The 12,838-nt window shown below is 61.1% G+C and carries 12 protein-coding genes; 7 read left to right on the top strand and 5 right to left on the bottom strand.

What is annotated here, in order from left to right:
• The first annotated feature begins 7 nt into the window (after nt 1-7).
• From J3P89_RS03820 to J3P89_RS03810, 3 genes are all read left to right on the top strand, one after another.
• Nucleotides 8-976, top strand: coding sequence for a polyprenyl synthetase family protein (locus J3P89_RS03820; protein WP_305498703.1), 969 nt, complete (start codon nt 8-10; stop codon nt 974-976).
• Between the two features lie 234 nt (nt 977-1,210).
• On the top strand, nt 1,211-1,552 hold the full coding sequence (locus J3P89_RS03815; RefSeq protein ID WP_434696757.1) for a zinc ribbon domain-containing protein YjdM: 342 nt from the start codon (nt 1,211-1,213) through the stop codon (nt 1,550-1,552).
• Between the two features lie 192 nt (nt 1,553-1,744).
• The gene (locus J3P89_RS03810) at nt 1,745-2,002 is read left to right on the top strand and encodes a PA4570 family protein (protein ID WP_003205743.1); all 258 of its coding nucleotides are present in this window, start codon (nt 1,745-1,747) and stop codon (nt 2,000-2,002) included.
• A 114-nt stretch (nt 2,003-2,116) separates the two neighbouring features.
• On the opposite strand, the gene J3P89_RS03805 is transcribed toward J3P89_RS03810, so the two are convergent.
• The 4 genes from J3P89_RS03805 to J3P89_RS03790 form a co-directional block, all read right to left on the bottom strand.
• Entirely contained in the window at nt 2,117-2,734 is a 618-nt protein-coding gene (locus tag J3P89_RS03805) for an FKBP-type peptidyl-prolyl cis-trans isomerase (protein ID WP_003205746.1), read from the bottom strand.
• A 120-nt stretch (nt 2,735-2,854) separates the two neighbouring features.
• Complete coding sequence (locus J3P89_RS03800; RefSeq protein WP_047230159.1) at nt 2,855-3,343, bottom strand: TIGR00645 family protein; 489 nt, start codon at nt 3,341-3,343, stop codon at nt 2,855-2,857.
• 118 nt (nt 3,344-3,461) lie between these two features.
• Nucleotides 3,462-3,803, bottom strand: coding sequence for a hypothetical protein (locus J3P89_RS03795; protein ID WP_434628139.1), 342 nt, complete (start codon nt 3,801-3,803; stop codon nt 3,462-3,464).
• Nucleotides 3,804-4,115: 312 nt separating this feature from the next.
• Nucleotides 4,116-6,554: a Lon protease family protein gene (locus tag J3P89_RS03790; protein ID WP_434628136.1), complete on the bottom strand. Its 2,439-nt coding sequence runs from the start codon at nt 6,552-6,554 to the stop codon at nt 4,116-4,118.
• 274 nt (nt 6,555-6,828) lie between these two features.
• Between J3P89_RS03790 and J3P89_RS03785 the strand changes: the two genes are divergently transcribed.
• From J3P89_RS03785 to J3P89_RS03770, 4 genes are all read left to right on the top strand, one after another.
• Nucleotides 6,829-7,317: a DUF3015 domain-containing protein gene (locus J3P89_RS03785; RefSeq protein ID WP_030140293.1), complete on the top strand. Its 489-nt coding sequence runs from the start codon at nt 6,829-6,831 to the stop codon at nt 7,315-7,317.
• Nucleotides 7,318-7,407: 90 nt separating this feature from the next.
• Entirely contained in the window at nt 7,408-9,261 is a 1,854-nt protein-coding gene (locus tag J3P89_RS03780; RefSeq protein ID WP_434628133.1) for an Lnb N-terminal periplasmic domain-containing protein, read from the top strand.
• 90 nt (nt 9,262-9,351) lie between these two features.
• Nucleotides 9,352-9,708, top strand: coding sequence for a hypothetical protein (locus J3P89_RS03775; RefSeq protein ID WP_434655546.1), 357 nt, complete (start codon nt 9,352-9,354; stop codon nt 9,706-9,708).
• 70 nt (nt 9,709-9,778) lie between these two features.
• Entirely contained in the window at nt 9,779-10,270 is a 492-nt protein-coding gene (locus J3P89_RS03770) for a GreA/GreB family elongation factor (RefSeq protein WP_434696756.1), read from the top strand.
• 657 nt (nt 10,271-10,927) lie between these two features.
• Here J3P89_RS03770 and ettA read toward each other — a convergent pair.
• Nucleotides 10,928-12,592 (bottom strand): energy-dependent translational throttle protein EttA, encoded by a 1,665-nt coding sequence (ettA, locus tag J3P89_RS03765; RefSeq protein ID WP_434571705.1) that lies wholly within the window; start codon nt 12,590-12,592, stop codon nt 10,928-10,930.
• Between the last annotated feature and the right edge of the window lie 246 nt (nt 12,593-12,838).

Below are 12,838 nucleotides of genomic sequence, written 5' to 3'. Positions count from 1 at the left end.
GTCGCTGATGCAACCCCAAGCTTTCTACCGCGCTGTGGCGGACGATTTTAGCGCCGTCGACGGTATCATCAAGAAGCAGCTGACTTCCCGAGTGCCGCTGGTATCGAAAATCGGCGACTACATCACTTCGGCCGGGGGCAAGCGCCTGCGTCCTCTATTGGTGCTTTTGTGCGGTAAGGCCCTGGGTCGCGAAGGCGACGACATGCGCCTGCTGGCCGCCACCATCGAATTTTTGCACACCGCGACGCTGCTGCATGACGACGTCGTCGACATGTCCGGCATGCGCCGTGGCCGCTCGACCGCCAACGCGATGTGGGGCAATGCCCCAAGCGTGCTGGTGGGCGACTTCCTGTATTCGCGCTCGTTCGAAATGATGGTCGAACTGGGTTCGATGCCGGTGATGAAGATTCTGTCCCAGGCCACGCGCATCATCGCCGAAGGCGAAGTGTTGCAGTTGTCCAAGGTCCGCGACGCCAGCACCACCGAAGAAACCTACATGGAAGTCATCCGCGGCAAGACCGCGATGCTCTTCGAAGCCTCGACTCACAGCGCCGCCGCCCTGGCCGGCGCCACCGCCGAGCAGAGCGAAGCCCTGCGCACCTTCGGCGATCACTTGGGCGTGGCGTTCCAACTGGTAGACGACCTGCTGGACTACAAGGGCGACGCCGACACCCTGGGCAAGAATGTCGGTGACGACCTGGCCGAAGGCAAGCCAACCCTGCCGCTGATCTACACCATGCGCGAAGGCACGCCGGAACAGGCCGCGCTGGTCCGCCAGGCGATCCAGAAAGGCGGGATCGAGGATCTGGAAAGCATCCGTGCGGCGGTTGAAGCTTCCGGTTCGCTGGACTACACCGCAACCCTGGCCCGGGACTACGTCGCCCGTGCGATCAAGTGCCTCGACGCCCTGCCGGCCAGCGAATACCGCGACGCACTGGTGGAACTGAGCGAGTTTGCGGTTGCGCGTACCCATTGATTGGATGAAAACGGCGAGCTTTAGTGGCGAGGGAGCTTGCTCCCGCTCGGCGGCGCAGCCGGCGTAAAACCGGCTGACGCGATCCGCCTGAATGATCGCAGCAATCCAATCGGGGCTGCTTCGCAACCCAGCGGGAGCAAGCTCCCTCGCCACAAAAGCCCCGTATCACCCTCCTTGCGACAAAACCCTATACAATGTGCGCCCTTTTGACCTCCTGATACCCAAGGAACCTTAGTGAGCACGTTGCCTCCCTGCCCGAAATGCAATTCCGAATACACCTACGAAGACGGTACTCAACTGGTCTGCCCGGAGTGTGCCCACGAATGGTCCGCCAGCGACGAAGCTGAAGCGCCGTCCGACGATACGGTGAAAAAAGATTCGGTCGGCAACGTCCTGCAGGACGGCGATACCATCACCGTGATCAAGGACCTCAAGGTCAAGGGCACTTCGCTGGTGGTCAAGGTCGGCACCAAGGTCAAGAATATCCGCCTGTGCGATGGCGACCACGACATCGACTGCAAGATCGACGGCATCGGCCCGATGAAGCTCAAATCCGAGTTCGTCAGAAAGGTCTGAACCTGTCACACGTGCATCCCGCGTCAAGCGCGGGATGCTGCTTCGCCCCCTCCGTTTCGCCAGGCCCGCCAGTTGCGGATGACCTGAGCCATCCCAACCCATCGTCAGAAAAACCAGCGTTGCGCCAATAGAGACTTGCTATTTAGCGAATAAGAATTATTCTCATCGAACCCCATCAAGGAGATGAGAACCATGACTTATTTGATCGATGCCTGGCTGGACCGCCCACATCCCTATCTCAGGATCCTGCATCGGGAAACCGGCGAAGTCTGTGCGGTGCTTGAAGAAGAAGCCTTGAACGAGCTGCAGGACCAAGGCGACCTGGACCTCAACAGCCTCAATTCCAGTGAGCCGCTGGTGCTCAAGGAGCTGGTGCGTAACCTGTTCCTGTTCTGCTACGCCCGGGCGTTGCGCCCGACGGGTGATTTCAGTGGCAGGTTCCACGGATGAAGCAGCAAACCCTGTGGGAGCGAGCCTGCTCGCGAAGACGGTAGGTCAGTCGATATCAATGTTCGATGACACACCGCTTCGCGAGCAGGCTCGCTCCCACAAAAGGCAGTTGCCTTACAGAACGTCCAACAGCTCGACGTCAAACACCAGCACGCTGTGCGGTGGAATGCTGCCAACGCCCTGGGCGCCGTAGGCCAGTTCGCTCGGCACGTACAGGCGCCATTTGCTGCCGGCGTTCATCAGTTGCAGCGCCTCGGTCCAGCCCGGGATCACGCCACCTACCGGGAATTCGGCTGGCTGGCCACGATCGTAGGAGCTGTCGAACACAGTGCCGTCGATCAGGGTGCCATGGTAGTGGGTACGCACCTGGTCTTCGCGAGTCGGCTTGGCGCCTTCGCCCTGGGTCAGCACTTCGAACTGCAGGCCGGACGCCAGGGTGGTGATGCCTTCGCGCTTGGCGTTTTCGGCCAGGAATGCACGGCCTTCGCCAGCAGCGGCTTCAGCCTTGGCGGCAGCTTCGGCCTGCATGATTTCGCGGATCACCTTGAAGCTTGCGGACATCTCGTCCTGGCCCACGCGGCTCGGCTTGCCGGCGAAAGCGTCGGTCAGGCCGGCGAGGATCGCGTCCAGGCTGACGCCCGGCGGCGGGTTGTCGCGCAGTTGGTCGCCCAACTGACGGCCGATGCCGTAGCTGACGCGGGTTTCGTCGGTGGACAGGTTAACTTCGGACATGCTGCTGCTCCGCTGTGCGGACGGCTCGGGAGCGTGCCGTGCGTGACACAGCGCCTCCCGGAGCGCCCGGAACCAAAAGGGCGAGCAGACTAGCACAGATGCCGCCGCCCGTGACGAACCTCAATGCTTGGTCAGTTTGTCCAGATAGCCCATGGCGAATGCCGAGACCACGAAGGTCATGTGGATGATCACGTACCACATCAGGTGCTCGGGATCGACGTTCTTGGCGTCCATGAAAATACGCAGCAAGTGGATGGAAGAAATGGCAACGATCGACGCCGCGACTTTCATCTTCAGCGACGAGGAATCCATGGTGCCCAGCCAGTTGAGCTTTTCCTTGTCGGAGTCGATGTCCAGTTGCGAGACGAAGTTCTCGTAGCCGGAAATCATCACCATCACCAGCAGGCCGCCTACCAGCGCCATGTCGATCAGCGACAACAGCACCAGGATCAGCTCGGACTCGGCCATGGCAAATACGTTGGGAATGATATGAAAGACTTCCTGGAAGAATTTCAGTGCCAGAGCCAGCAAGCCCAGGGACAACCCGAAGTAGATCGGCGCCAGTAGCCAACGGGAGGCATACATTGCATTTTCGATAAAGCGTTCCATTGAGTCTCACACCTGGGCTGAAAAATCGCGGCGAGTATATCAGCCACGACCCGCCCCACAAACGCCGCCCCCTTCCTGGGGCCCGACGCTTGTGTCAAGACTTTACCGCGTTGAGGGCTCAATGCAGCGGGCGATATTCGACGCCGCCAACGTTGCGACAACGGCCTCCGTTGATTTCCCGTAGCTGTGCCTGCATGTGCAGCGACCAGATCTGCGGATCATCAGCCAGCTCATAACCGTGCAATGTCAGGTTCTGGACGATGGTGTCGAGGAGGGTTTCAGCGGCAGTCGGGCCAGGGAACGGCCCTTGGGCCTTGATCGCGGTAGGTTGCTCGCCGGCCATTCCGGCGGCGAACAGTACAGTCCACATGCCGGTGTTGCCAGCGAGCGGACGAACGGCGCATTCGATACGGGTCACCAGACCCAGGCAGTGGCGAGTAAGACAAAGGTTGCGCGACATGGCGGCGCCCCTCGGTAGATCCGGTATTCAGCCCGGGAAGACTGTTTCGATCCAATGATGGCTCTCGTTATCCTTGAACTGAGGATAGGAGAAAAGTTCCGGCCGCAAGGGATTTCGAGACCAGAATACGCCGAGCGGTCACAGTGTGGATATTGACGCCAAACTGGTGACGCAATATTCAGATTCACCAAACAATGTGGGAGCGAGCCTGCTCGCGAATACGGTGTGTCAGCCAACAACAATACTGGCCGACAGTCCGCTTTCGCGAGCAGGCTCGCTCCCACAAGGGTACCTGCGACAATCAGGAAAACATCAGGCCGGCTTCGCCTCCGCCAGCGCCTGCTGGGCCATTTCCTTTTCCGCCTCCTTGATGTCGTCCTCGCTGATCATTTCCGCGATCACCCGTAGCCGCTCCACCACGCGAGCGTTGACGCTGCCCTCCGGGAACTCGCCATTTTCATCCGGCTCACCGGCAGGCTCGCCCACCAGCAGGCTCAATGCCTCGTCGGCCTGGCGCACGGCATAGACGTGGAACTGCCCCGCTCGCACCGCGGCCAGCACCTTCTCGTCGAGCATCAGGGTCGCAACGTTGGCCTGGGGGATGATCGCACCCTGCTCTCCCGTCAGCCCGCGGGCTTCGCAGAGGCGGAAGAACCCTTCGATCTTCTCGTTGACCCCACCGACCGCCTGCACTTCGCCGAACTGGTTGATCGAACCGGTGATGGCGAAGCACTGCTTCAACGGCGTCTTCGACAGGGCCGAGATCAACGTGCAAGCCTCGCCCAGGGAGGCGCTATCACCGTCCACATAACCGTAGGATTGCTCCAGGGCGATGCTGGCCGAAATCGCCAGGGGGAATTCCTGGGCATAACGGCTGCCCAGGTACCCGGTGAGGATCATCACACCCTTGGAGTGGATCGGCTGGCCGAGGTTGACCTCACGCTCGATGTCGACAATACCGCTGCCGCCGGGGTACACCGTGGCGGAAATCCGCGCCGGCACGCCAAACGCCGAATCCCCCACTTCCAGCACGGTCAGCCCGTTGCACTTGCCCACGGCCGCGCCGTCGGTATCGATCAGGATGATCCCGGCCAGCATGTCGTCGAGGATCCGCGCCGAAACCCGTCCGGTGCGAGTCGCCTTGGCCTTGAGGGCGCGCTCGATGTGGCCGGCATCGGTCATGTCATCGCCGGCCAACTGCCGGATGAAGTCCGCTTCGCTGACCAATTGGAACAGATCACCGATTCGCGCCGACAGGCGCCCCTGATGCTCCGCCAGGCGCGCGCTGTAAGTGGCCAGGCGCGCCACCGCATCGGCGGTCAGCGGGGCCATGCCCTCCTCCGAGGTTCGGGTCTTGAGCAACTGGGCAAACTGCTCCAGGCTCTCGTCGCCCATCGGGATGTCTTCGTCGAAGTCCACCAGCACGCGAAACATTTCCTGGAAGTCCGAATCCAGGTCCTGCAACGCGTAGTACAGCTGGCGGGCGCCGATGATCACTACCTTGACCTGCAACGGAATATGTTGCGGCGTCAGGGTGACCGTCGCCAGCCGCCCCAGCTCACCCAACGGCGACTCCATCTTCAGCTTGCGCGATTGCAGGGCGCGCTTGAGCGCATCCCACACGAACGGCTCGCCGAGCATCTTTTCCGCCTCAAGAATCAGGAACCCGCCGTTGGCCCGGTGCAAGGCACCCGGGCGCAACTGCCGATACGTGGTGTAGAGCGCGCCCTGATCGGTGCTGTACTCGATGCGCCCGAACAGGTTGTCGTAGGTCGGGTGCGGTTCGAACACCACCGGCGCGCCACCGCTCGCCGGATGCCCGACCACCAGGCTCGGCGCGTATTGCTCCTCGAGCAATTTGCGGGCGACGGCGTCGGTCTTGCTGTCGTCGACCAATTGCTCGACCACGGTCTTGAGCAGGTAGACCTGCATGGCCTGCAGGTAACCGCAGACGGCGGCATTCTCGGCGTATTTTTCCGAGAGCGGCGCGAGCAACGGCTGCAAGGCCAGGGTGATGGTTTCTTCGTTGAGCTGGCGCAGTTGGTTGTTGGATTCGCGTTTCCACTGCGGCAGGCTGGCGAGCTCTTCGTTCAGACGCTCCTCCAGATTGGAAATGTCCTCATGGAAGCGCTCGCGATCGGCCTCTGGCAACTGGGCGAACTCCGCTTCATCCAGGGCCTTGCCTTCGCTCATCGGCGTGAAGGCGATGTTGCTGCTGTCACGGTACAGCGCGACATCCTTTTCCAACGCCAGGCGCTCGATCACATCGAGGGCGCGGTCGTAGCGCTGATTGAAGGCGCGGTCGATCGCGCTTTTTTTCTGTTGGTAGGACGGATGCTCGAACACCGCCGGAAAAGTCGCCAGCAGATTGTCGATCAGGCCATTGATGTCGGCGATGAAAGCCCCGGCCGTGCCCGACGGCAATTCCAGGGCACGCGGTTCGCGAGGCTCGTCGAAGTTATTGACATAGACCCAGTCCGCCGGGGTCTGCATGCGCTTGCCCTCGGCCTTGAGGTAGCGTTTGACGAACGAGAACCGACCGGTGCCGGGCTCGCCCATGACAAAGACGTTGTAACCGGGGCGTGGCATCGCCACACCGAACTGCAAGGCTTCGACCGCGCGTTCCTGGCCAAGCACACCGCGAAAGGGCTCCAGATCATTGGTGGTAGAGAAGCTGAACTGTTCAGCGGAAAACGGACGGGTCAGCGCTTCGGGCGCTAGACGCAAGCTGGCAGCAACAGGATCAGGCATCGGGCTTCCTTACATCAGGCGGGGCAGATAGCGGCATTCTGGCGCTGCCCATGCCTGACTGGCAAGGAGCGCCTCAGGCCGAAGCATAGTCGACGGCCCAACCACCGGCAGAAGCCCGTAAACAGGTGATTTCAAATAATGTTTTTGCAAAATGTCACGGAACCCTCGGAACGTGCCTAAACTCCAAACTGCGCGGCTGGAACAATAACCGGCCCACTGGCTGCTGTAGGGGCCAGACTCTGTCCATTGGTATGCACATAAAGAGAACATAGCTATGAAACGGATTCTTCTCGGTACTCTCTTCACCGCTGTATCCATCAACGCCATGGCTCAGGCCCCGGGCGGCCCGGATTGCGGTTGGGGCAACATGCTGTTCGAAGGCCAGCGTGGCACCCCGGCGCACTTCCTCGCATCCACCACCAACGGCACCTCCGGCAACGCCACCTTCGGCATGACCTCCGGCACCAACGGCTGCTCGACCAACGCGGCACTGACCTACGGTGGCAAGTCCTGGCTGGCCATGAATGGCATGATGAACGAGCTGTCCGAAGACATGGCCAAGGGTCAGGGTGAAGCACTGACTACCTACGCCGTGGTACTGGGCGTGGCGCCGGAAGACCGCGCGCATTTCTCCGCTGTGACCCACGAGCACTTCCAGCAGATCTTCAGCAAGGCTGACGTGACCGCCGAAGACGTGCATACCAACACCCTGGCCGTGCTGAAAAACGACCCTCGCCTGGCCAAGTACGCTACTCAAGCTTAAGCTCGACATCACTCGCTCCTTTCGGGGAGCGGGTTTTTTCTTTTTGGGGCCCCTTCGGTCTTTATTTTTCGACTTTCCAAGTAGCCGACTATGCTCAAACGCCTTGCCTGGCTGGCGCTCTGCGTGTGCGCCCCGCTGTCCGCCGCGCCTCATGTCGATCCTCAACGTTTGCAGCAACTGGCCAATGACCGCTTCTGGATTTCCCTGGGTCACTACGAAACGGCCAAGCTCGGTGGCTGGCGCAGCTATGTCAGCGATCGCAAGTTTTTCCTCGCACCCGACGGCAATGAACATCCCGACCGTGAGCTGACCGCCACGTTGCAAGCCTTGTATGGCCCGGCTAGCGCCGGCCAGCAACATGCCCAGTGCGTGTACCCGGCGCGAACGCGCTGGCTCAAGGCGCAGCTCAACCTGACGGACCTGCCGGCGGTCAATTGCAGCGAATTCACCCAGTGGTTCAAGGACGTATCGCCCCACAGCGCGGTGATGATTTTCCCCGCCGCGTACCTGAACAGTCCTTCCTCGATGTTCGGCCATACCTTGCTGCGCATCGACCAGGCCGACGTGCAAAGCGACAAGACCGCCCTGCTCAGCTACGCAATCAACTTCGGCGCCTACATTGAAGGTTCGGACAACAGCCTGCTCTACGCCTGGAAGGGTTTGATGGGCGGCTATCCCGGTCTGTTCGCCTTGGTGCCGTACCAGGAAAAACTCTCCGAGTACCGTAGCCTGGAGAACCGCGACCTGTGGGAATACCGCCTCAACCTGAGTCAGGCGGAAACCGAACGCATGGTCGAGCATGTGTGGGAACTCAAGCAGATCCAGTTCGACTATTTCTTCTTCGATGAAAACTGCTCCTATCGCCTTCTCGAACTGCTGCAGGTGGCGCGTCCGAGCCTGCGCCTGACCGAGCAGTTCCCGCTGACGGCGATCCCCACCGACACTGTCAAGGCGGTGAAAGAAGCCGGACTGGTGGAAAGCATCCAGTACCGGCCGTCCCGCGAGCGAGAGCTGCTCAGCCGCGCCGAGCCGCTCAGCGACGACGAGCAGCAATGGGTACAGAAAGTCAGCGCCGACCAGCAGCAACTGCAAGCGCCGGCATTCAAGGCGCTGCCGCGTCAACGCCAGGCCCTGATCATCGATGCCGCCTATCGCCTGGAGCGCTATCGCGCCAACGGCCAGGAACGTGACCCACAGCGGGCCCAGCGCAGCTTCGAACTGCTGCGGGCGATCAACCGCAATCCCGCGCCGGAACTGGACATCCCGCAACCCGGCCTGCCCGAGGACGGGCATGAATCACGCACCTGGCAGGCCGGCCTGGGTACGCGAGGCGATCGTGCGTTCGGTGAATACGGCCTGCGCATGGCCTATCACGACCTCAACGACAACGCCGAGAGTTTCCCGCTCGGCGCGCAGATCGAGATCCTGCAATTGAAGCTGCGCCAGTACGAAGGCAACGATTGGCAGCTACAACAACTGGACCTGGCGACCATTCGCTCGCTGACCCCGCGCAATGAGTTGCTGCAGCCGCTGTCCTGGCAGGTTACCGGTGGCCTGGAGCGGGTACCTGGCAAACACGACGATGAAACCCTGGTCAGCCACGTCAACGGCGGCGCCGGTGGTACCTGGGCCTTGGGTGAGGATGTGCTGGGCTTTGCCCTGGGCACGGTGCGGGTCGAGCACAATAACGACTTCGCCCAGTTCATCGCCCCGGCCGCTGGCTTCAACAGCGGCGTGCTGTGGAAAAACCCATTGGGCAACCTGAGCCTCGAAGCCAAGGGCGATTACTTCGTCAACGGCGAAGTGCGCCGTAGCGTGAGCCTGAATCAGCAGTGGGAATTGTCGCGCAACCTCGGTCTGCGCCTGAGCGCCCAGCGCGAATTCAGCCAATTGGCTTCGCCGGAAACCGAGGTGATGCTCGAAGTGAAGTGGTACCACTACTGAACGAACGGAATGATAACCGCGCTTTCACGCCTTTCTGACGAATCCGCTTCTAGACTTGCCTTACAAGTGGATCCGGCAGGCAGGCAGAACATGAGGCGCGCGGCAGTGGTACTGGGTGTGTTGATGTTGCTCGGTGGCTGCGAAACCACCCACGAGGATCTGATCGCCCGAGGTTATCCACCGGCCTTCGCCGATGGCTTCGATGACGGTTGCAGCAGTGGCCGGCAAGCGGCCGGCGCGATTACTGGCCAATTCAGGAAAGACGTGCCGCGTTATCTCAAGGACGCCCACTACGCCGAAGGCTGGAGCGATGGCTTTCGTCAGTGCCAGGCCATGCGCGAGAGTCAAGAGCGTGACGCCTACCGCGAGCGCCATTGGGACGACCGCGAACGGGCCTGGCAACAGGAGAAAGATCGGGACGCCGCCCGGGCTTATCGCTCGCCGTGAGTCGCGTACAGACATTCGTCGAAACCAAAACCCTGCGACCATGGCCCAAACTCCAATAGAGGAGAATGCCATGAGTCGCGCCTTCGTCAACGAAGACAACGCCGCCGCCCAGGCCGATCAACCGGTCGAGCGCCAGGTCAGCGTACAACCCAATTACGTCACGCCCGCCGGGCTTGCCCAGCTACAGGCGCGAGTCGCCGAGTTGCAAGCGCTGCACGGTCAACAGACAGCCCAGGGCGAGCAGGCGGACAAGCAGCGCATCGCCGACCTCGAACGGGACCTGCGGTATTTCAATCAGCGGCTGCAAAGCGCGCAGGTCGTCACCTTGAGCAAATGTGATCAGGTGCGAATCGGACATTGGGTGACATTCGCCGATGAGCACGACCAGGCGCAACGAGTGCAACTGGTCGGTGAAGACCAGGCCGATGCCGCCAATGGATTGATCAATTGGGGGTCGCCGCTGGGGCGGGCCTTGCTAGGGGCGAAGATCGGGGATGAGGTGGTGTGGAAGCGGCCGGTGGGGGATGTGGCGATCGAGGTGCTGGAAATAGAGCTTGGGTGATGTTGCTGGCCTCATGTGGGAGCGAGCTTGCTCGCGATGGCGGTGGGTCAGTCAATTATCGTTCAACTGATCTGACGCCTTCTCGAGCAGGCTCGCTCCCACAGGGTTCGATGTCGGCCAGGTATCTTGCGGCCACCCCAAAACCAATGTGGGAGCGAGCCTGCTCGCGATGGCGGTGGGTCAGTCAACTATCTTTCAACTGATCTGACGCCTTCGCGAGCAAGCTCGCTCCCACAGGGTTCGATGTCAGCCAGATATCTTGCGGCAACCCCAAAACCAATGTGGGAGCGAGCTTGCTTGCGATGGCGGTGGGTCAGTCAGTTATGTTTCAACTGATCTGACGCCTTCGCGAGCAAGCCCGCTCCCACAGGATTCGATGTCAGCCAGGTATCTTGCGGGAAACCCAAAACCAATGTGGGAGCGAGCCTGCTCGCGATGGCGGTGGGTCAGTCAACTATCTTTCAACTGATCTGACGCCTTCGCGAGCAAGCTCGCTCCCACAGGGTTCGATGTCAGCCAGATATCTTGCGGCAACCCCAAAACCAATGTGGGAGCGAGCTTGCTTGCGATGGCGGTGGGTCAGTCAATTATCTTTCAACTGATCTGACGCCTTCGCGAGCAAGCTCGCTCCCACAGGTTACTGCTTAGCCGGACGAATCAAGCCAGCTTCTTGTGCCGTACACGATGCGGCTGGGCAGCGGCTTCGCCGAGGCGCTTCTTGCGATCGGCTTCGTACTCGGTGTAGTTGCCTTCGAAGAACACCGCTTGCGAGTCGTCTTCGTACGCCAGGATGTGCGTCGCGACGCGGTCAAGGAACCACCGGTCGTGGGAGATCACAATGGCCGCGCCCGGGAAGTCCAGCAGGGCCTCTTCCAAGGAACGCAGGGTTTCGACGTCGAGGTCGTTGGACGGTTCGTCGAGCAGCAGGACGTTGCCACCCTCCTTCAAGGTCAGCGCCAGGTGCAAGCGACCACGCTCACCACCGGACAGGTCCTTGACGAATTTCTGCTGATCGCCACCCTTGAAGTTGAAGCGCCCCACGTAGGTACGCGACGGGATTTCGTAGCTGCCGATGCGGATCTGGTCAGAGCCGTCGGAGATCTGCTGGAACACCGTCTTGCTGCCGTCCAGGTCCTCGCGGCTCTGGTCGACGCAGGCCAGCTGCACGGTTTCACCGATTTCGATGGTGCCCGAATCCGGCGTTTCCTTGCCCATCAGCATGCGGAACAGCGTGGATTTACCGGCGCCGTTACCCCCGATCACGCCGACGATGGCGCCCTTGGGCATGGAGAACGACAGGTTGTCGATCAACACGCGGTCGCCATAGCCCTTGGTGACGTTCTTGAATTCGATGACCTTGTCACCCAGGCGCGGACCGGCCGGGATGTAGATTTCGTTGGTTTCGCTGCGCTTCTGGAATTCCTGGGACTGCATTTCCTCGAAGCGTTGCAGACGCGCCTTGGATTTGGACTGACGAGCCTTGGCGCCTTTGCGCACCCACTCCAGTTCTTCCTTCATGGCTTTTTCATGCGCCGACTGCTGCTTGGATTCCTGGGCCAGACGATCGGATTTGGCTTCCAGCCAGCCCGAATAGTTGCCTTCGTATGGAATGCCTGCGCCACGGTCGAGCTCCAGGATCCAGCCGGCAACGTTGTCCAGGAAGTACCGGTCGTGCGTGATCGCAACCACGGTGCCGGGGAAATCGTGTAGGAAGTGTTCGAGCCAGGCGACGGAATCGGCGTCCAGGTGGTTGGTCGGTTCGTCGAGCAGCAGCATGTCCGGGGCGGACAGCAGCAAGCGGCACAGCGCCACGCGGCGCTTTTCACCGCCGGACAGGTGCTCGACCTTGGCGTCCCAGGCTGGCAGGCGCAGTGCATCGGCGGCGACTTCCAGCTGACGGTCCAGGTTGTGGCCATCGCTGGCCTGCAGGATCGCTTCGAGCTTGGCCTGCTCGGCGGCCAGCTTGTCGAAATCGGCGTCCGGATCGGCGTAGGCGGCATAGACCTCGTCCAGGCGCGCCTGGGCGTCCTTGATCACGCTGACCGCTTCCTCGACCACTTCGCGGACGGTCTTGGTCGGATCCAGCTGAGGTTCCTGCGGCAGGTAGCCGATGTTCAGGTCAGGCATCGGACGGGCTTCGCCGTCGAATTCGTTGTCGACGCCAGCCATGATTTTCAGCAGCGTGGACTTACCCGAACCGTTGAGGCCCAGCACGCCGATCTTGGCGCCGGGGAAAAATGACAGCGAAATGTTTTTCAGGATTTCCCGCTTCGGCGGAACAACTTTGCTCAGCCGATGCATGGTGAAAACGTATTGAGCCATGGTGAACCTAGCGTCAGTGACAGGTGAAAAGAACGAGCCAGGCCATGCGCGGCGCGGGCACTTGATGTTGATCAATGCCTGCGGGCCGATTGAGCCTGGGAATCTGGAGCCGGAGCGCTCTTGTTTGACCGGCAAAGCTACCTCAACCGTCGGTCAAGGTCCAGCTGCCCAGGGCTGGCACTTTGCCACAAGTCAAGGCATGCTAGCCGCCCTTCGGGCGTCCGGCTTATAGTGCACGTCGCGCCA

Origin of the sequence: Pseudomonas sp. Z1-14, from assembly GCF_051132005.1 — a bacterium.
In the GTDB taxonomy this organism is placed as follows: domain Bacteria; phylum Pseudomonadota; class Gammaproteobacteria; order Pseudomonadales; family Pseudomonadaceae; genus Aquipseudomonas.
The sequence above is the reverse complement of the archived record's forward strand: the minus strand, read 5'-3'. Positions and strand labels throughout refer to the sequence as shown.